This is a genomic window from Mycobacterium sp. NGS48, assembly GCF_059812585.1.
In genome coordinates this window covers 47,888-67,303 of record NZ_JCALCY010000004.1, presented here as the reverse complement: position 1 = coordinate 67,303, position 19,416 = coordinate 47,888, and the positions used below count along the sequence as shown (strand labels likewise).

The window sequence follows — 19,416 nt, the reverse complement described above, 5'->3', positions numbered from 1 at the left end:
GACGAAAGCAGGAGGGCGCCCGGCGTGAAAGTCCCGTTCACCTGGAAAGTCACCGGCTGGTTCATGATCGGATGGTCGCCGGAGTTCCCGGTCGGCGAAGTTCGACCGCTGCGCTACTTCGGTGAGGACCTGGTCGTCTACCGAGACGAGTCCGGCGAACTGCATGTACTCGAAGCGCACTGCAAGCACCTCGGCGCTCACATCGGGCACGGCGGCAAGGTAGTCGGCGACTGTGTGGAGTGCCCGTTCCACGGTTGGCGCTGGGGACCCGACGGTTGTAATAAATACATCCCCTATCAACCCGACCGGCCGAACCGGGGATTGCGGTTGCGGGTTTATCCGGTCATGGAGCAGTACGACTGTGTGTTCATGTGGCACCAGCCGGACGGCAAGGAGCCGCAGTGGGAGATGCCGGATATCTTCCGCAAGTTTCCGCAATTCGAGATTGATCCGGCGGCCTACTACCGGGCGTATCCCGAGTTTTCCCGGCGTGCCGAATACGAACCGGTGCATCCGCAGATCGTGGCCGAGAACGCTCCCGACAGTGCGCATTTCGAGTATGTGCACCATGCCACGGTGACTCCCAAGGTGCTGGACTGGAAAATCGTGGACCACGAATGGCAATTCGTCGCGGGCTGGCCGGATGCCAGCAGCGACAACCCCGACGACCTGGCGTTGCGGTTTCACAGTCACTTGTTCGGTCTTGGCGGGGCGATCAGCGTCTTTGCGGGTGCGCAAAACCATCGGCTGATCTTCACCTGCACGCCGGTCGACGATGAATGCTCCGACCTGTTTTACTCCATCTGGTGGCCACGCACCCCCGGTGACACTGCCGACGTGCCATCCGGCAAGCTGCGCGACGTCATCGAAAAGCAGTTCCTGTCCACCGTCTTCGACGATCTGCAAATCTGGCGCTACCAGAAGTACGTGGAACATCCGCCGCTGTCCAAGGTCGACGCGAAAGGATATATGGCGCTCCGGAAGTGGGCGACGCAGTTCTACGACGTGCCGGCATGACAGCCCTCGCCGAGCTCGTAGACGCGGCACACACCGCGATCGTCACTCAGGAGTGTCAGGGCGCGGTCATCGGACCCGACGCCGGACTGGCCGCACTTGCCGACGAAGCACGCCGCGTCGCCTTGCCCAACATCGTGCGGCTGCTGCCGGCGGCACGGGCCGCCGGTGTGCGCGTGGTGCACTGTCTGGTGCAGCGCCGACCCGATGGGCTCGGCGCCAACCACAACGCCAAGATCTTCGCGATCGGCCGCGGCGGAGTGGAAATCGCTCCAGGCTCCCCCGGCGCCACCCTGCTACAAGAGTTAGGTCCTGAGCCAACCGATCTGGTGCTCAGCCGCTGGCACGGTGTCGGGCCGATGGGCGGTACCGACCTCGATGCGACCCTGCGCAACCTTGGTGTGTCCACCGTCGTCGTGGTGGGCGTCTCGCTCAACATCGCCATTCCCAACATCGTGATGGACGCGGTCAACGCGGCCTACCGCGTCGTCGTGCCGCGTGATGCGGTCGCGGGCGTACCGGCCGAGTACGGCGACGCGGTCATCGACAACACGCTCTCGTTGCTGGCGACGATCACCACGACCGACGACCTGCTCGGCGCGTGGAACAGCCGATGACCGACACCGTCCCCGAAACCCGCGCCGGATTCCCCGAACCGCTACGATGACAAGCGCCGACGGTGCCCTGCTCACCGGCCTGATGGTCCGCCTGCTTCCCCACCAACCGTAAGAGGCACGATGTCCGACACTGCAGCGCAATTCACGGTGCCGGCGGTCGCAGCCGCCGTCACGGCAACGATCGGCGACCGCGAACTGGTCATCCAGGGCGATCGTCGTTTCACGTACGCGCAAATTCTCGAGCGATCCCACCGGCTGGCGTCATTCATGCACTCCCGCGGACTGGGATGCCACACCGAGCGATCCGCGCTCGCCGGCCACGAGGTGGGACAGGACCTCGTCGGGCTGTACGCCTACAACGGAAACGAATTCGTCGAAGGCTTACTGGGCGCGTTCCAAGCGCGGGTCGCCCCATTCAACGTCAACTTCCGCTACGTCAAGAGCGAACTGCAGTACCTGCTCGCGGACTCCGGCGCGACTGCGTTGATTTACCACGCCGCGTTTGCGCCGCGGGTCGCCGAGGTGCTGCCGGATCTTCCTCAGCTGCGTGTGCTCATCCAGATCGCCGACGATTCGGGCAACGACCTGGTCTACGGCGCAGTCGATTACGAAACGATCGTCGGATCCGGTTCATCGACGCCGTCGCCGGCGCAGCCTTCGCCCGACGATCTGTACGTGCTCTACACCGGCGGCACCACCGGGATGCCCAAAGGCGTTTTATGGCGCCAGCATGACATCTTCATGACATCCTTCGGCGGTCGAAATCTGGTGACCGGCGAGACGGTCGGTTCCATCGACGAGATTGTCGGGCGACTGGGCGAGGGCCCGGGCACCAAACTGCTGATCCTGCCGCCGCTGATCCACGGCGCCGCCCAGTGGAGCGTGATGACCGCAATCACTACCGGACAGACGTTGGTCTTCCCTACTGTGGTTGACCATCTGGACGCCAACGACGTCGTCCGAACCATCGAGCGGGAGAAGGTCTCAGTGGTAACGGTGGTCGGGGACGCGATGGCACGACCGCTGCTGGCCGCAATCGAAAAGGGGATCGCCGACGTGTCGTCGTTGGCGGTGGTGGCCAATGGCGGTGCACTGCTAACCCCGTATGTCAAGCAACGCTTGATCGAGGCCCTGCCCAACGCCATGGTCATCGACGGCGTCGGATCCTCGGAGACCGGTGCGCAGATGAGCCACCTGTCGATGAGCGGGGCGGTATCGACCGGCACGTTCAACCCCGGCCCGGATACCTACGTGATGGCCGAAGATTTCGGCTCGCTCCTGCAACCGGGTGACGACAACATGGGCTGGCTCGCGCAGCGTGGTTTTGTCCCACTCGGCTATAAGGGCGACGCCGCCAAGACCGCCAAGACGTTCCCGGTCATCGACGGCGTGCGCTATGCGGTGCCGGGCGACCGCGCCCGCCACCGCGCCGACGGCATCGTCGAGCTACTGGGCCGCGACTCGGTGTGCATCAACTCGGGCGGCGAGAAGATCTTCGTCGAGGAGGTCGAGACAGCGGTCGCGTCACATCCCGCGGTGGCCGATGTTGTGGTCGCCGGGCGGCCGAGCGAGCGGTGGGGCCAGGAAGTCGTCGCGGTGGTCGCGCTCGCCGAGGGCGGCGATGCCGACGCCGAGGAATTGATCGCCCATGCCGCAAACTCGTTGGCCCGCTACAAGCTTCCCAAAGCGATCGTCTTCCGGCCGGTGATTGAGCGCAGTCCGTCGGGTAAGGCCGACTACCGGTGGGCGCGCGAGCAGGCGGTGGCCGGCTAGCTCAGGCCAACGACCCTGGCGTTAATGAGCTTCCGTGCGTCACGGCGCTTGAGCCGGCGGTGCGTGCGCATCCGCGCGATCCGCATCGCCGCATTGGCGCCGAGCCGCAACGGCATGCCGAACGGCGGGGCCGCGGTTCCGGTGATGCTGAACGGCAGATCGTTGCCCACCACGGTGCGGTAGTGACTGAACGTGTCGAAACCGGCTTTGCCGTGGTAAGCACCCATCCCGCTGCGGCCGACTCCCCCGAACGGTGCCGCTGACGGAATCATCTGCGCGGCAAAGTCGTTGCGCGCAACCCCGCCGCTGCGGGTGTTGCGGACGAAGGTTCGGAAATCATCGTCGTCGGCACCGTACCAGTAGGCGACCAGCGGCGCCGGCCGTTGGTTGATGTAGTCAATGGCACCGTCGAGTCGCGAATATCCTTGGACCGCCAACACCGGTCCGAAAATCTCCTCGTGCGCGATCTTCATGCGATCGTCGATGCCGCGCACGATGGTGGGTCCGATCTTGCGCGCCGGGCGGTCGGGTAATGACTCACCCTCGGGCGCAATCGTTTCCACATGCGCCCCGTGGGCTCGCGCATCCTCGATGAGTCCCACAACCCTGTCGAAATTGGCTTGGTTGACGCTCGAGCAGTAGTCGTCATTGGTGACGATGCTCGGGAACATGCCGCGCAGCGTCTCGCGCGCGGTATCGACGAATGCCGCAATCCGGTCGTCGGGCACCAACACGTAATCAGGGCAGACGCAGACCTGTCCGCCGTTGACCATCCGGCCCCGCGCGATGCGGGCCGCCGAGCGCCGGACATCGGCGCCCGGTGCGACGACCACCGGATTCTTGCCGCCGAGTTCCAGCGTCACCGGCACCAGGTTCTGCGCGGCCGCTTGCTGCACCAGCGCGCCCACTGACGGCGAACCGGTGAAGAACAGGTGGTCGAACGGCAACGCGGAGAATGCGGCCGCAACGTCTGGGCCGCCGGTCACCACGTCGAGTTCGGCCGCGTCGAAGTAACTCGGTGCGGTGGCCTTCATCAACTCCGCGGTGCGCGCGGTGATCTCCGACATCTTGATCATCACCCGGTTACCGGCTGCGAACGCCGCCGAAGCCGGCAGCACCACCAGGTTGACCGGGAAGTTCCATGGTCCGATGATGCCGACAACACCCAGTGGGGTGGGCTGCACCTCCGCCCGTAATCCGGATATCCGTGCGGCCCGGATCAGTTTGGCCGGGCGCATCCATTGCGCCACATGGCTTCTGGTGTGCTCGACGACCGAGATGATGCCGACGATTTCGGTGAACAACGATGCTGCCTTGGACCGGGTGCCATAATCGGCGGCCATCGCGTCGATGAACGCGTCGCTGTTGTCCAGCAGCAACGCCATCAGCCGATCGATCCGGTTACGCCGCACGGCGGCGCTGGGTGGTCCTTCGGCCAGGAACGCTCGCCGTTGGCGTTCCAGGATCGCCTGAAGGGCGGGCGGAGGCTGCGCTACGGAGTTGCCGATCTGTTCGTCGACTGAGCTCATGGCTTCAGAGCTTACGACAGCCGCCCGCTCTGACGTAGTCTACTGTAATATTTACAGTACGTGCGTTTGGCCGAGCCGGAGAGCAGCTGTGGAAAGTCAACTTCACGAGGCGGTCGCCGTCGACAAGCCTGCCGGTTATCTCCGTGACCCATACCCGTACTTCCACCAGCAGCGCCAAGAGGCCGGGGTGTTCGCCGGGACGGTGATGGATTACTCGAGGACTCCCGATTCGCTACGGCCAAAGCGGTCCTTCGCAGCGATGTCCTTCGATGCGGTGAACAAGGCATTCCGCAACGGCCAGGTGTTCAGTTCGGCAATGTACGACACGACCATTGGCTTATTCATGGGTCCGACCATCCTGGCGATGGAGGGCAAGAAGCACCGCGACCACCGGAATCTGGTTTCGGCGGCGTTCAAGTCCAAGAACCTCGCACGCTGGGAGCCGACGGTTGTGCGGCCGATCTGCGATGCGCTCATCGATGAATTCGTCGACGCCGGCGAAGCCGACCTCGTCCGGCAGTTCACGTTCGAGTTTCCCACCCGAGTCATCGCCAAGCTTCTGGGCCTGCCGGAGGCAGACCTGCCGATGTTTCACCGACACGCGGTGGAATTGATCAGCTATACGGTCAACTACGAACGCGCTTTTGAGGCATCGACGGCGTTGAAGGATTACTTCCTCGAGCAGATCGAACAACGCAAAGCCAAGCCGACCGAAGACATCATCGGCGACTTGGTCACCGCGGAGATCGACGGCGAAAAGCTCAGCGACGAAGCCATCTACTCGTTTCTGAGGTTGCTGCTGCCGGCTGGGCTGGAAACCACGTATCGCTCCTCGGGAAATCTGCTGTTCCTGTTGCTCACCCACCCAGAGCAGTTCGCCGCGGTGCAGGCGGACCAGGAGTTGATCCCGAAGGCGATCGAGGAGGGACTTCGCTTCGAAACACCGCTGACCACCGTGCAGCGGTTTACCAGCGAAGACACCGAACTGGAAGGGGTCAGAATACCCGCGCGATCGGTCGTCGACGTGTGCATCGGTTCGGCGAACCGGGACGAACACCGCTGGGAGCGCCCCGAAGAGTTCGACATTTTTCGCCCACACATGCCGCACATCTCTTTCGCCGCCGGTGAACATACCTGCCTGGGTCTGCACCTGGCACGGATGGAAACGCGAGTTGCATTGGAGTGCCTGCTGAACCGGGCGGCCGACATCACGCTCGTCGTCGACGACGATCCGCACATCCACGGCCAGCCGTTCCGTTCGCCGACCGCTCTTCCGGTGACCTTCGATGCCAAGTAACGTGCCGAAAATGGTCAAGGTCATGGAGGGATTCCGGGTCCTGGAAGTTGCGCAGTTCACGTTCGTGCCGGCGGCCGGCGCCGTCCTCGCCGACTGGGGCGCCGACGTCATCAAGGTCGAGCACCCGGTGCGCGGCGACACCCAGCGCGGCTTCCTGAATATGGGTGGTATCCAAATCGACCCGGACCGGCATCCATTGATGGAACATCCCAATCGGGGCAAGCGCAGCGTCGGAATCGACATCTCGACACCGGGCGGCCAGGAAGTGCTCTATGAACTGGCAACGATCTCCGACGTTTTCCTGACGAACTACATGCCCGCGCAGCGGGAGAAGCACAAGTTCGATGTGGCGCACATTCGCGCGGCGAACCCCAACATTGTGTACGCCCGCGGTTCGGCATACGGCGACAAGGGGCCCGAGCGTGACATCGGCGGCTATGACGGGACGGCATTCTGGACACGTAGCGGGGTGGGATACGCACTGACGCCGGAGGAACTGGGCGGCGCACTGGGACAGGGTATTCCGGCCTTTGGCGATTCCATCGGCGGCATGTTCATTGCCGGCGGTATCTCAGCCGCGTTGCTGCATCGTGAGCGGACCGGCGAAGCCCTGGAATTGGACGTGTCGTTGCTGAGCACCGCGTGGTGGGCCGCCGGCGCGAGTGTGACGCAGGGTATGGAAACCGGAGAGGTGATGCGCAGCCCCATGCCGGGATCTGCCGCACCGTCGGTGAATCCCTTCATGGGCAACTACTTGACGTCTGACGGCGGCACGATCAACCTGTGCATCATCAGTCCAACCGGCTTGATCCGCGACACTTTCGAACACCTGGGCATCCCGGAGGCGGCTGATGATCCCCGCTTCGCCGATGTGCTTCCATTGATACAAAACGCCGATGCGGCTACCGAACTCATAGCGAACGCCATTGCCGGCAAGACTTTTGACTACTGGCGACAGCACTTGAAAACAATGAAAGGCCAATGGGCACCATTCCAAAGCCTCATTGATCTTGCCGCCGACGAGCAGGCGATCGCCAACGACATGTTCGCCGACATCGAGTTGGCCAGCGGTGGAAAACCGTTCAAAGTCGTTCGCGGGCCGGTGCAGTTCAACCATGAGCCGCTGGTGACGACGCGGGCCCCGCAAGCGTCGGAGCACACCGAGATTGTGCTGATGGAGCTCGGGATGGATTGGGAGCGCATCGCCGAACTCAAGGAGTCCGGCGCGATCGCGTGACCACGTTCCGCGGTGACCGTGCGTAAACCCGGCAATTAGCTCGGCGTGTCGACCGGGGACACGCACGCTCGCGCCAGGGAGGGGGCTACGACGTTCCGTAGGTTGGCCGGCCCAGACCCAGGACGTGCTGGGCGATCATGTTGCGGAATACCTCCAGCGTGCCGCCGTAGATACCCACCAGCGGCGCGAACCGGTACACGTATTCGGCAGCGCCGTCGTCGGCGGCCCGGTCAGTACCGATCGGCAGCGACGCTGCCGTACCCAGGATGTCCATCAGGTCAGGCGAGATGTCGCGCATGGTCTGTGCGAGTGCCACACGCCCGAAGATGCTCGGCGCGCTCAGCGCCGCCTCCATGCGCGCGGCGCTACGGCCCAACCGGTATGCCACCGAACGATCTTCGATCAGACGGCGCCCGTTGGGATCCTGTTGGCCGACCTTGCCCGCAGCCTTGTCGAGCGCATCGGCCATGAAACCGGCCTGGTGCATCATGATCGACACGTCCTGCAATCCGTCGGGCGCCGCCGCCACCGCGCCGTGCTCGACGTTCAGTGGTTCCCGCAGCACCGTCCACCCGCCATTGACATCGCCGAGCCGGTACTTGTCGTCGACGCGCACATCGCTGTAGTAGACGATGTTGGTGCGGTCGCCGTCGACGGTGCGGATGCCCTGGATTTCGATGCCCGGCGAATTCAGCGGCACCAGAAACATCGTCAGGCTTTTGTGTTTCGGCGCTTCGGGATCGGTGTTGGTGATGAGGAACACGTACTGGCAGTTGTGCGCACCGGTGGTGAACATCTTGGAGCCGTTAATGATCCAGGCATCGCCATCGCGCACCGCGCGGGTCTTGCAGGTGGCCACGTCGGAACCACCTTCAGGTTCGGTGTAGCCCAGGCATAGCCGGACATGCCCGCTGAACACCCCGGGCAACACCTCGTCGCGCAGTTCCGCAGACGCGAACGTCGCCACCGAACGAGCCACCATGGACGTGGTGCCCCAGGTCACCCACGGCACGTGGGCACGTCGCTTCTCCAGCTCCCAGATCCGGCGCTGCACCCTGCTGAAACCGCCCTCGGCATGCGGCTTCCATTCGCGTTCGAGGTAGCCGGCGGCGCCGAGAGCCAGGTGCACACCTTCGTCGAAGTTGTCACCAGTTTCACGGTCGCGGCGTTTGACGTCTTCGGTCACATGGGTGCGCAGGAAATCGCGGGCCTCGTCGAGGAAGGCCTGGTCATCGTCGGTCAGCGCGACTCGAGAGAAGTCCACTTATAAGTCCTTCCCGGAACGGCTTTCGCGTGCGGCGACGAGCTCACCGACGTAGGTGGCGCTGGCGCCGGGGTCCCCGCCGGCTAGCGCCCACCCCCGGGCACGCACCAGATAGGCGCTCGCCGCCGCCTCCGCAGAAACCCCGAGGCCGCCTTGAATGTGCACCGCCATCGTCGCGGCCTTCGCCGCCTCCTCGGCCATGAACACCAACACCGACGGTGCCAACTCGGGACGCTCGTCGGGCTCGTTGTCCAAGAACCATGCTGCGCGCCGTGCCAGATTGCGGCCGGCCTGCACGGTGATGGCGATGTTGGCCAGCGGATGTGAGATGCCCTGCAGAGTCGAGATCGGCACACCGAGCGTATAGCGGGTCTTGGCGAATTCTGCTGCGATGTTCATCGTCGCCTCGACCAGACCGACCAGCGCGGCAGCCGTCAAAAGCCGCCACTCATCAAGGGCCCGCTGGTATTCGGCCAACCCGGCCCGTCCGCTGGCAAGCACGGTGCGGCTATCGGCGGCACCCGGGTCGACCCACGCCATCGGCAGCCTCCCGATGTTGTCCACCTTTGTCGGGCGGGTGGCGAACGTCAGCCGTACGACGTCTTGCCCCTCCCGCACGATGATCTGGTCGGCGATCGACCCGGTCGGGATGAGCCGCACTCCGGAACGGCTGTCGTGTTGTGGGACCAACGCCGCTAGTTGCCTGCCGTTGACGACATCGGGTTCGGCCGCATCCAATCGGGCCAGCAGCCGGGCCGCGCAGACTTGATCGATCCACGGCACCGGCGCCAGCGAGCGGCCGATCTCCTCGGCCACCAACGTCAGATCGACCAGTGTCGCCCCGTCGCCGCCGACGGCTTCCGGTAGCGCCATAGTCGTTGCACCCGTGGCGCACAGTCGCTCCCACAGGCTCTTGTCGAATCCGGTTTCCTCGGCGGCGCGCACCGTTTCGATCGAGCAGTGTGTGGCGAAAAAGTCCTTATAGGCGGCCTGCAAGGCCTGATGATCCTCGGTCAGGCTGTAGTCGAACCTGCGCAGTTCGTAGCGGTCCATGTCAGCGCTCCTCCTGGCCACTGAAGAAAAACTCGTGTGCGTTGTTGTAGAGGTAGTTTTCGAGCACGTCGCGCGGCAGATCCAACGCGAGAGCTTCGGGGACGACCCGGCGCATCTTGAGCACCGGCCAGTCCGAGCCGAAGATCACCTTGCCCTGTCCGCGAGTGCGCATGTAGTGCAACAGGCTCTCAGGCAGCCGCTTCGGCGACCACGCCGACGTCATCAGCCGCAGATTCGCGTATTTGATCAGCAACCGGATCGCGATGTCCCACCACGGATCAGCGCCGTGAATCATGCACAGCTTGAGCTCGGGGAAGCGTACGCACACCCGGTCGAGATGCATCGGGTTCTGCACCTCCCCGGGAATCGGCGGCCCCGGGATGCCGGTGTTGATGCACAGCGGTAGCTCCAGCTCAGCGCATTTCGTGTACAGCGGATAGTAGACGGCATCGCTGGGCGGATACTGCCCATCGCCCCAAAAGCTGGGTCCCACAGCAGTATATGCGACCGGCAGGTCGGTGACGATGGCACTGAGCTCACGCAACGACGGAATCGGCCGCAGCAGGTTGACGCCGCCGATCGCCAACGCGAACCGATCCGGCTTGTCCTCGACGAACTTGCGCGCGGTAGTCGATGGCTTGGCCAGGTTGTCCATCAGGATGGCTTTGGCCACGCCCTGCTCGTCCATTTCATCGAGCAACTCCGACAGCTCGACCGGCGCGAACATCGACTCCGGGCCCTTGAAGTAGTCGTCGCGGACCTTGAGCATCCACGTCGGCTGCTTCTCGGTCTCCCCGAAGTGAACGTTGACAAGGCAATCGATCGCTTTCATGTCGGCAACCCAGCCCTTTCTACAGCCGGCTCAGTCGCCCGACTTTTCGCCCAACGGTAATCGGCCTTTCCGTTGCCCAGCCGCTGGACGCGCTCGACGAAGATAAACTCCTTGGGCGCTTTGAACCGCGCCAGCTGCGACGTGCAATGGCTGTGCAGCGTCTCATGGACCGCCTCGGCGCTGGCCCGGAGTTGCACCAGGGCGACGAGTTCTTCGCCCCAGCGGTCGCTGGGGCGACCCACCACCAGCGCGTCGGCGATCGCGGGGTGCGCACGCAGCACTTCTTCGATCTCCTCGACGAAGACTTTCTCGCCGCCGGTGTTGACCACCAGCGAGTCGCGGCCGAACAACCGCAACGTGCCGTCGGGCTCCAGGGCGGCACGATCACCCGATATCACCACCCGCCTACCGTCGACCTCGGGGAACGTCTGCTGGGTGGCGTCGGGATCATCAAAGTAGCCCAACGGAATTCGCCCCTCCCGGGCCACCCATCCCACCCCGGGCTCACCGGCCGCAACGAAGTGGCTGTAGTCGTCGGACAGCACCAGCCCACCCTCGCGCAGGACGAAGGTGTCGGTTCGGGTGTCGCGCCGACTGTGCCCGAACCCCATGTTCCCGGTTTCCGACGAGCCGTATCCGTTGATGAGCGTGATGTGGGGCAGCAATTCCAGCAACGCTCGTTGGTATTGCGGATTGGTTGCCGCGCCGCCGGTTCCGATCGCATACAGCGACGACAAGTCGTAACAGCCGCGCCGTAGCTCGTCGACCAACGGCGCGGCATAGGCGTCGCCGACCATGGTCATCAGACCGACCTTCTCGCGTTCGGCGGTCTGCCAGACCGATCGCGGGTCGAGTTTCTTGCCGGTGTCGTAGAGCACCACAGTGGTGCCGGCCATGATCGCCGAGAAGGCCGTCCACATCCCGGCCGCGTGCATCAGCGGTGAGACGGCGAACCATGGCGCCCCGGCCGGGCCGCGCACTTTGTCGTGGATCTCCTGGACGGAGTCGTGATCGGCGCCCACCATCGACGACACGTAAATGTCGGACTGTCGCCAGAGCACGCCCTTGGGGCGGCCGGTGGTGCCGCCGGTGCAGATCATCAGCAGATCATCCGGCGACGCCGTCACGTTCTGATCGGTGTCGCCTTGTGCCAGTGCATCATCCAGTGAGACCGCACCGGGCAGTTGCGGCGCCAGGCTGCCGTCGTCGACCGACACCAGCACCTTTGCGCCGTCCGGTGGCAGCACTGCGGCGAGCTTGGCGCCGAGTGAGCGGTGGTAGATGACCGCGCTGGGCCGCAGGTATTCCAGCAGCTCTTGGACCTCGCGCGGCGTGTAGTTGTAGTTGACGTTCACCGGAACGGTGCGGGCCTTCAGGCACCCGATCACCATGTCGGTGTAGAGGTCGTTGTGCATGACCAGCGCAACCCGGTCTTGCCCACATTCCCAGTTTCGCAGGCTGGCCCGTTCCCGGTGGGCGCCAAGGCCTCGACCGGCAAGGAAGTTCGCGAGCCGACGAGTGCGGTCCGCCGACTCGGCGAAAGTGCTGCGGCGGCCTCCACATACTGTCATCGTCCGGTCGCCAATGACGTCGGCGATGGCGTCGAGAACCGCGCCTATGGTCCATTCACTCATGCGCGTGATCGGCTAAGCTGCCGACCCGACCTTTATTCCGAGCAGATCCAAGGCGTTGTCCCGCATGATCTTTCGGATATCACCGTCGCTGAAGCCGGCCAATTCGTCGGTGAACGACAGCGGTGATTCCAGGCCTTCCCCGTGCGGCCAGTCGCTGCCGAACAGGATCTTGTCCACCCCGATGGTGTCGGCCAACAGCGGCACATCGTCCTCGTAGTAAGGAGCAATCCACACGTTGTTGCGCAACTGCTCCACCGGGTCCTCAGGGAAATACCGCGGCTGGTTGTTGGCGGCCTTCTTGAGCCGCTTGATCAGTCGGTAGACGAAGTACGAGCCGTTCTCGATGCTGACCGCCTTCAGCTGCGGGTGCCGGGTGAACACCCCGTGCACGATCATCGAGGCCATGGTGTCGTGGATTGCGCGGTCGTCGAGCAGCACCTGGTCCAGCGGATCCTTGGCGCCGAACCCCTCGAACGTCGCCTTGCCGCCCCACAGCGCGGCGATCGCCAGATAGCCGCTGTCGCTCAGGTGAAAGCCCACCGGCACGCCGGCCTCCGCCAACCGGGCCCACACCGGATCGTGGCTGCGATCACCCAGCGATCGCGGCCTGACCACTCCGGGCACCGGCGCCGGCCGCACCAGCACCATCTTGGCGCCGCGCGCCAGCACGAACTCGACTTCCTCGACGGCCTTGCCCGGATCGGCCAGCGAGATGATCGGGGCCGAGACGATGCGGTGATCGGGCCGGTCGAATCCCCAGTCCTCGTCGAGCCACAGGTTGAACGCGTGGACCGAGGCCATCGTCGCTTCGATGTCGTGTTTGAGCGCTTCTTCGACACCGCACGCGAAAGTGGGCAGCATGAAGACCGTTTCGATGCCCTGGGTGTCCATCACCGCGATACGCGCGTCGCGCTTCTGGTACTCCGGGTGCTCGGCCAACCGCTCGACCTTCATCAGCGACGCCGGGTCCACACCCTCCGGAATCTCGCCGCGGAACAACAGGTCCAGACAGCCGGGCACGATGATCGGGTCGAACGTGACGTTGGGAATAAACTGGTTGATGCGCTCACCCATCAACGCCCAGGTGCGCTTACCGTCGCTGACCATTTGCACACCCCGGCGCCTGAACTCCTTGTCCAGGTGGCGGGTGAACGAGTCGAGCGGCTCGTAGTAGTGGTTGTCGACGTCAATGGCCTGGTAGCTCAACGCAGTCATGATGATCCTCTCAGCTCAGGTCGCCAGCGGCGGGAATTTCGGCGGCCGCTTCTCCAGAAAACTGGTGATGCCTTCGATGACGTCGGGCCGTAGCAGCGACTCGTGCATCAGCGTTTCCGCGCGCGCACTGACGTCGGCCACGTCGCGCAGCGCGTCGCCGTAGGCCTGCTGCTTGATCACCGCCAACGACGCCGGCGAACAGTTGCGCGCGATGTCTTCGGCGTACTCCATGACGCGTGCCATCAACTGTTCGGGTGCGACCACTTCCTTGACCAATCCGAGTTCGTGGGCCTCTTCAGCGTAAAACGTCCGTCCGCTCAGCAGCAGATCCATTGTCACGCCCCAGCCCGCGAGCCGCGGCAGGATCCAGGTGATGCCGTATTCGCCGATCAGTCCGCGGCGGGTGAACGCCGTAGCGAACTTGGCGCCGGCAGCCGCGAACCGGATGTCACACATCAGGGCATGGGTCAGGCCGATCCCCACGCACGCGCCGTTGACCGCAGCGATGACGGGCTTGCGCAGGGCGGTGAGGAAGTGCGGGGAGCGTTCGCCGACCAACTGGGTGATGTCGACGTCGCGCTCGCCCAGCTTTTCGTCGATGGACCCGGTACCGCCCAGATCCGCACCGGCACAAAATCCCTTGCCGTTGCCCGTCAGCACGATCACCCGCACCGCGGGATCGGCTTCGGCGCGGTCCATGCATGCGTAGAAGCACGACGAGATGTCGGGCCCCCAGGCGTTGAGCCGTTTCGGGCGATTCAACGTCACGACCGCGACGCCACTCGGGGTCGCCTCGTACAGCACCGCGTCGGCGCCGGTGGCCACGTCGTCGGCCGTACTCATTTGACGCTCCTGTCGCCCAGTGTCCAGCTATGACACACGAAATCACCGACGGCGTGTTCTAAGTGGCCGCTCGCGGCTGTCTGATGAAGCTATTACTCATACTGTATACCTTTCGATATCGGGATCTCGCAAGTTGCGGCGGACCCCGATAAGCCGACCGTTGCTGGTCAGAGATTAGTTTTGGGTCAGCACCGGAAGTTCCGGGTGAACCGGCGTCCGAGTGACTAGCAGCGCCGGTCAAACTCGGTAAGCTCACCAACATGTCGCCCGACAATCTGGAAGCCCGTGTGAGCAAGTTGGAGTCGCAGGTGCACCAGCTCGCGACGCGGGTCGGGGCAAGCGAACAAGATGCCGCCGCTGCACGAGTCCTCGCAGGCGCAGCCAACCGCGATGTCACAGAGTTCCGCGACGAACTGCGCGACTTCCGGCGAGCCACCACTGCCAGCTTCAACGCTGTACGGGAAGACCTCACCGACCTGCGCGAGTATGTCGACACGCGGTTCGGCCAGATCGACACCCGGTTCGGCCACATCGACACCCGGTTCGGCCAAGTCGACGAGCGATTCAACCAGGTCGACAACGGATTCATCGGGATTCGCGGCAAGCTTGACGCGGCGGCCGCCGGCCAGCAGCACATCGTCGAACTTCTCGAAGGCCTCATCGCCGACCAGGGCTGAGTCGGCTTATGCCTGAATGAGTCCCAGTCGGCGGTAAGCGCTTTCGATCTGGGTCTTGCCCTCGGGCGGCAACTGGGCTTGCGGCGGACGCGAATGCGGATAGCTGCCCACCGGAAGCCCGAGCAGCGACGCGGCGTACTTGAACGCACCGCCCCAATGGGTGAAGTAATCGGATCGGCCCGGATAGCAGGTAAACCAGGAACCCATGTCGATGTCGAACTGGTCCAGACCCGAATCACGCCCGTAGTCCATCGCCTCCACCAGCTTGTCGTTGACGATCAACTCCCAATACTCGGACAGCAACCGCCGCTGCGGCGTCTCGAACAAGTAGCCGGCGGTGCCCAATTGCGCCGGGCAGACGATCCCGTCGCGCAGCCAGCCGGCCCGGTACACCGTTTTGTCGCATTCCCACAGCACCAGACCGGGCGCCAGCTCGTGCAGCAGTCGGCTGGCGGCGGGCCGAAAGGCTCCCTCCTTCGTCGCGCATACCGCGGGGACTTCGTGGTAAATGCGCGCGCTCTCGGCCGGACTCAACACATAGCCCGAGGACGGCGAATTGAACATGCCCAGCGCAATGTCGGTGCGCTCACCCATGTACGTGAAGAACCGCAGTACTCCTTCGCCGCCGTGTGCCTCCATCATCGGGGTCTGGATGTAGGCGATGTCGGCGCCGGCGAGCTGGGCGTGCAGCGTCAGGTCCAGACAATCCTTGGCCGACATGGCTGCGGTGCAGGCCTGTACAACGACGTCCGGGTTGACGGCCCTGGCTTCTTCGATCGCCACCTCCAGCAACCGCTTACGCTCGTCGAGCGTCAGCGACCAGAACTCGGCGATACCGCTGGTGCACCACAACAGCGGATGCCCGAGATCGTCCACGCAATACCGGACCAATGTCCGATACGCAGTCCAGTCGATATCGTCGCCGTCGGTGCCGCAAAACGGTGTGTAGAGCGAGTCGCCGATTCCGCGCAATGCACCGCGCGCCCATACGCGTGCCGCGCCAGCCGTTGCCACGATTCACTCCTCTGTCAGGTGAAGTCCGTTGCGCAGCCCCAGATCCATCGCGTATCAAAACCCCTACGATAGGTATTACAGTAGTAGATCGTAACGGCGGCGCGGCTGCAACGATGCAGTTCGGTGAGCAAACTGCCGGTAAATTCGATCCTGACGGCCGCGCAGACCGGGACAGCATGCGCAGCAGCGAACTTGATGGAGGTGCCCGTAGTGGCAAAGCAAGCGACCGCCGTGAAGCGTCAGCGACGTGAACGCGGGTCCATCAATCCCGATGACATCATCAGCGGCGCGTTTGAGCTCGCTGAGGAGGTGTCGATCGACAACCTGAGCATGCCGTTGCTCGGCAAGCACCTCGGCGTGGGAGTCACCAGCATCTACTGGTACTTCCGTAAGAAAGACGATCTGCTCAACGCGATGACCGACCGCGCCTTGCGCAAGTACGTGTTCGCCACGCCGTACGTTCAAGCCAGCGACTGGCGCGAGTCATTGCGTAATCACGCGCTTTCGATGCGGGAAGCGTTCATGGGCAACCCGATACTGTGCGACTTGATCCTGATCAGATCGGCGCTCAGTCCGAAAGCGGCGCGAATGGGTGTTCAGCAGATCGAGAAGGCGATCGCGGGTCTGGTGGAGGCCGGCTTATCGCCGGAGGACGCCTTCGACACCTACTCGGCGGTGTCGGTTCATGTCCGGGGATCGGTGGTGCTGCATCGACTGCACGAGAAGAATGCGACGACCGAAAACGGAGCGCGCACGATCGAGGATTCGATGATCATCGACGCCGAAACGACGCCGTTGCTTGCTCAAATGACGGCCAAGGGCCATCACATCGGGACACCCGACGACAGCAATTTTGAGTACGGCCTGGACTGCATCCTGGATCATGCCGGCCGGTTGATGGAGCAGGGCGCTAAGTCGACGCCTCGCCAGCAGAAGGCAACCAAGTCGGCAAAGACCCGAGGGCGGGCGAAGGCCGCTCGCTAGCGCGGAACGCTCTACGGCGCTTCGGGTTCCGGTACGTCGAAATGTTCGTCGCGGAGCCGGAACGCCTCCTTCGTCCCGTGCTGGGCGCGGGTTTTGACGAAGTTGAATTCGCCGGGCGCGAACTGGAGGTTCGTCCCGAATGCGTGGAACAGGTAGCTCGCGACTTCCTCACCTTGGTAGGCCTGGCTCTGTTCGACGAGCCGAAACGCTTCCTTGGCGATGACGACACCGTCGGCCGGCATTTTCGCCGCCTTCTCCGCCCAGTACCGGGCCCGCGCGGTGACCATGCCGGGATCGCAAGTATCGGTGAAGATTCCGAGATGCTCAACGGCCCCGGCTTCGATGATGTCGCCGGTCAGCAACAGCCGGCGGGCCAGCACCGGGCCCAACCGATGAAAGAACATGTGCAGGCTACCGAGCGCCGGGCCCAAAAAGCGGGTGGCCGGCATGCCGATCTTAGTGTTGCGCGCGATGACCGAAATGTCGGTCATCAGAGCCATCTCGAACCCGCCGCCGAGTGCATAACCGCTGATCTCTCCGACCGTGACCTTCGGAAAGCCCATCAGGTTGTGGTAGAAGCCGAATGATCTGCGGTCCACGGTGAGACGACGACGCTGACTGGGCCGACTCTTGGATCCTTGCTCGCCGTACCAGCCGTAGGCATTGTTCATATCCGCGCCGGTGCTGAAGACTCCGTCTGCGCCACGCAGCAGCACCACCGTGAGATCGTCGTCGTCGGCGACCCGGTCCAGATATCGGGCCACGGCCGCACGCATGGCGGCGTCGTAGGAGTTGCGTTGCGCGGGGTTGTTCAACGTGATGGTCGCGATTCGCTTTTCCGGATCGATGTCGAAGAGGACCCGATCGTCCGAGTCTGTCATCGGTCGGACTCCTTCCTGCGTGATGGCCACCCGTTGTCGCCGGACCTCGACATACGCTTCGCCTCAATGGTTTTGTCGCTGCCGAAGGCAAGTGTGTTGTGCCGCGCCGCCGCCAGGTGATCTTGTGCGAGCCGGACCGCACGTGCGACGTTGCCGTCGCGGATGGCGTCGAGCAGGCGCTGATGATCGCGCAGTGCGGCACGCCGAGTTTTACCCACCATCGGCGCCGGGTCGCCATCGTCGCTCCACACCGATGACTCGTGCGCCGACCAGACCAGCTCCAACGAGCCGATCAGCAGAATCATCGATTGGTTGCCGCATCGAGAGACCAACGTTTCATGGAACCGCCGGGCATTCGGCACGTACTGGCCGACGTCATCGAACTGCGTTGTCTGGCTGTCGACTTCGGCCTGTAGGTAAGGCACTACTTCCGTCATTCGATCTTCGCGGGCGGCGCACATCCCGGCGCAGATCGGCTCGAGATGCATCAGCGCCTCACTGACGTCGGACGGCGTGGCGGCCCGCGCCTGAAGAACCATGCTGATCATGTGCGCGGTCCGTTCGGCCGTCGGCGCATGAACGAGGGCTCCGCCGACATTGCCGCGACGCACCGAGATCAGCCCGTCGGTCTCGAGAATGTGGATCGCCTCACGCAACGCCGGCGGGCTCACGCCGAACTCACCGAACAGGCTCTCCTGCGACGGCAAGACGTCGCCTTCCTTAAGACGCCCGGACAGGATGTCGTCGCGCAGCCGCGACGCCACGATTTCCGCGATGCGTGGTTGGCGAATCCGCTGCACCACCACGTCAGGCCTGCTCAGCTTGCCGCTTGCCGAATCGGTGCCCGGTCAACTTGTCCGGGGTCGTTGCCAGCGTGTTCGCCTCGCCGATGCACAGCACCTCGTCGTCCAGCAGCAGCCGGGCCGTCGACGTCAGGCCCCGATCAATCTGGGACCTAGTGATCTCGAAGCGCAGTTCGGTGAGGATCGGTGTCGGCCGGCGAAACGTCACGTTGAGTGATCGCGTCTTGCCCGACAAGCCCGTAACACAGTTCTGGTGCTGGATCACGCAGTCGAAGAAGACACCGAGAAAACCGCCATGCACCAACCCCGGTGGGCCCTCGTACACCAGTGGAAAGGTGACCCGACCCGACGCTGTCTCGGGCTCGAGCCGATCGAAGCAGTACTCGGGGAAGCACGGGTTGAACGCGCCGATGTCGGTGGCGTGATCGAGATACACCCGGCGGGTGTCGTCGTCGTCCCCGATCCGCGGTGCGCTATCCGGCGAAGCGACTGCCGAGAGCTCACGTTCCCATTCGGCGCATTGCGCAATCAGGACGTCGACCGTCGGGTGGGAGTTCTCCAACGACAGCAGCAATGAGCCAAGGCGGCGGATAGCGCCCGCAGCAGCGACAGTCTGGGCCAGCGGCTGTTCGCCGAACCCGGCACCCTCGGGGCCGCTGTCCTGCGCCATCGCGTCCTCTTCCGGTGAAGCGGCTGTTCCGCCGACAGGCTTTCCTTGCTAAGTTATACAGAGTAGCAATTGTATTGCC

At 64.0% G+C, this 19,416-nt stretch carries 18 protein-coding genes and 1 pseudogene; 8 read left to right on the top strand and 11 right to left on the bottom strand.

The annotated features are described in order from the left end of the window. Window positions 1-24 precede the first annotated feature (24 nt). From AC5Y42_RS09685 to AC5Y42_RS09670, 4 genes and pseudogenes are all read left to right on the top strand, one after another. Window positions 25-1,017 (top strand): Rieske 2Fe-2S domain-containing protein, encoded by a 993-nt coding sequence (locus AC5Y42_RS09685; protein WP_499897701.1) that lies wholly within the window; start codon window positions 25-27, stop codon window positions 1,015-1,017. Continuing rightward, the gene (locus AC5Y42_RS09680) at window positions 1,014-1,631 is read left to right on the top strand and encodes a cysteine hydrolase family protein (RefSeq protein WP_499897700.1); all 618 of its coding nucleotides are present in this window, start codon (window positions 1,014-1,016) and stop codon (window positions 1,629-1,631) included. Before AC5Y42_RS09685 ends, AC5Y42_RS09680 begins: the two co-directional genes overlap by 4 nt. A 37-nt stretch (window positions 1,632-1,668) precedes the next feature. Further along, window positions 1,669-1,743, top strand: a pseudogene (locus AC5Y42_RS09675) (PaaI family thioesterase); the annotation flags it as partial. Between the two features lie 8 nt (window positions 1,744-1,751). Continuing rightward, window positions 1,752-3,404 (top strand): acyl-CoA synthetase, encoded by a 1,653-nt coding sequence (locus tag AC5Y42_RS09670; protein WP_499897698.1) that lies wholly within the window; start codon window positions 1,752-1,754, stop codon window positions 3,402-3,404. Here AC5Y42_RS09670 and AC5Y42_RS09665 read toward each other — a convergent pair. Beyond that, window positions 3,401-4,870 carry a coniferyl aldehyde dehydrogenase gene (locus AC5Y42_RS09665; RefSeq protein WP_499898100.1) on the bottom strand — a complete coding sequence of 490 codons (1,470 nt, stop codon included), beginning with the start codon at window positions 4,868-4,870 and terminating at the stop codon, window positions 3,401-3,403. The two genes, AC5Y42_RS09670 and AC5Y42_RS09665, sit on opposite strands and share 4 nt — an antisense overlap. Before the next feature lie 151 nt (window positions 4,871-5,021). On the opposite strand from AC5Y42_RS09665, the gene AC5Y42_RS09660 reads away from it, so the two are divergent. Both AC5Y42_RS09660 and AC5Y42_RS09655 read left to right on the top strand, forming a co-directional pair. Then, the gene (locus AC5Y42_RS09660; protein WP_499897696.1) at window positions 5,022-6,230 is read left to right on the top strand and encodes a cytochrome P450; all 1,209 of its coding nucleotides are present in this window, start codon (window positions 5,022-5,024) and stop codon (window positions 6,228-6,230) included. Window positions 6,231-6,252: 22 nt separating this feature from the next. Beyond that, a complete protein-coding gene (locus AC5Y42_RS09655) occupies window positions 6,253-7,467 on the top strand; it encodes a CaiB/BaiF CoA transferase family protein (RefSeq protein WP_499898098.1) in 1,215 nt (404 codons plus the stop codon). 85 nt (window positions 7,468-7,552) lie between these two features. Here the strand turns inward: AC5Y42_RS09655 and AC5Y42_RS09650 are convergent, their stop codons facing one another. From AC5Y42_RS09650 to AC5Y42_RS09625, 6 genes are read right to left on the bottom strand one after another with little or no spacing between them, the layout of a single operon-like run. Further along, window positions 7,553-8,731, bottom strand: a complete 1,179-nt coding sequence (locus tag AC5Y42_RS09650) for an acyl-CoA dehydrogenase family protein (RefSeq protein WP_499897694.1) — start codon at window positions 8,729-8,731, stop codon at window positions 7,553-7,555. After that, entirely contained in the window at window positions 8,732-9,784 is a 1,053-nt protein-coding gene (locus AC5Y42_RS09645; protein WP_499897692.1) for an acyl-CoA dehydrogenase family protein, read from the bottom strand. It abuts the gene before it with no gap. 1 nt (window position 9,785) lies between these two features. After that, the gene (locus tag AC5Y42_RS09640) at window positions 9,786-10,616 is read right to left on the bottom strand and encodes an amidohydrolase family protein (RefSeq protein WP_499897690.1); all 831 of its coding nucleotides are present in this window, start codon (window positions 10,614-10,616) and stop codon (window positions 9,786-9,788) included. After that, on the bottom strand, window positions 10,613-12,250 hold the full coding sequence (locus AC5Y42_RS09635; protein ID WP_499897688.1) for an acyl-CoA synthetase: 1,638 nt from the start codon (window positions 12,248-12,250) through the stop codon (window positions 10,613-10,615). The genes AC5Y42_RS09640 and AC5Y42_RS09635 overlap by 4 nt, the downstream gene beginning before the upstream one ends. Before the next feature lie 12 nt (window positions 12,251-12,262). Next, entirely contained in the window at window positions 12,263-13,465 is a 1,203-nt protein-coding gene (locus AC5Y42_RS09630) for an amidohydrolase family protein (RefSeq protein WP_499897685.1), read from the bottom strand. A gap of 15 nt (window positions 13,466-13,480) precedes the next feature. Next, window positions 13,481-14,308: an enoyl-CoA hydratase gene (locus AC5Y42_RS09625; protein WP_499897683.1), complete on the bottom strand. Its 828-nt coding sequence runs from the start codon at window positions 14,306-14,308 to the stop codon at window positions 13,481-13,483. A 260-nt stretch (window positions 14,309-14,568) separates the two neighbouring features. Here AC5Y42_RS09625 and AC5Y42_RS09620 point away from each other — a divergent pair, with 260 nt between their 5' ends. After that, on the top strand, window positions 14,569-14,985 hold the full coding sequence (locus AC5Y42_RS09620) for a hypothetical protein (RefSeq protein WP_499897681.1): 417 nt from the start codon (window positions 14,569-14,571) through the stop codon (window positions 14,983-14,985). Window positions 14,986-14,991: 6 nt separating this feature from the next. On the opposite strand, the gene AC5Y42_RS09615 is transcribed toward AC5Y42_RS09620, so the two are convergent. Beyond that, the gene (locus tag AC5Y42_RS09615; RefSeq protein ID WP_499897679.1) at window positions 14,992-15,999 is read right to left on the bottom strand and encodes a dihydrodipicolinate synthase family protein; all 1,008 of its coding nucleotides are present in this window, start codon (window positions 15,997-15,999) and stop codon (window positions 14,992-14,994) included. 195 nt (window positions 16,000-16,194) lie between these two features. On the opposite strand from AC5Y42_RS09615, the gene AC5Y42_RS09610 reads away from it, so the two are divergent. After that, window positions 16,195-16,983 (top strand): TetR/AcrR family transcriptional regulator, encoded by a 789-nt coding sequence (locus AC5Y42_RS09610; RefSeq protein ID WP_499898095.1) that lies wholly within the window; start codon window positions 16,195-16,197, stop codon window positions 16,981-16,983. 11 nt (window positions 16,984-16,994) lie between these two features. Here AC5Y42_RS09610 and AC5Y42_RS09605 read toward each other — a convergent pair whose 3' ends face one another. From AC5Y42_RS09605 to AC5Y42_RS09595, 3 genes are read right to left on the bottom strand one after another with little or no spacing between them, the layout of a single operon-like run. After that, a complete protein-coding gene (locus AC5Y42_RS09605) occupies window positions 16,995-17,864 on the bottom strand; it encodes an enoyl-CoA hydratase/isomerase family protein (RefSeq protein ID WP_499897677.1) in 870 nt (289 codons plus the stop codon). Next, window positions 17,861-18,670 (bottom strand): FadR/GntR family transcriptional regulator, encoded by an 810-nt coding sequence (locus tag AC5Y42_RS09600; RefSeq protein ID WP_499897675.1) that lies wholly within the window; start codon window positions 18,668-18,670, stop codon window positions 17,861-17,863. Before AC5Y42_RS09600 ends, AC5Y42_RS09605 begins: the two co-directional genes overlap by 4 nt. Before the next feature lies 1 nt (window position 18,671). Continuing rightward, window positions 18,672-19,337: a hotdog family protein gene (locus tag AC5Y42_RS09595; RefSeq protein ID WP_499897672.1), complete on the bottom strand. Its 666-nt coding sequence runs from the start codon at window positions 19,335-19,337 to the stop codon at window positions 18,672-18,674. Window positions 19,338-19,416: the final 79 nt, after the last annotated feature.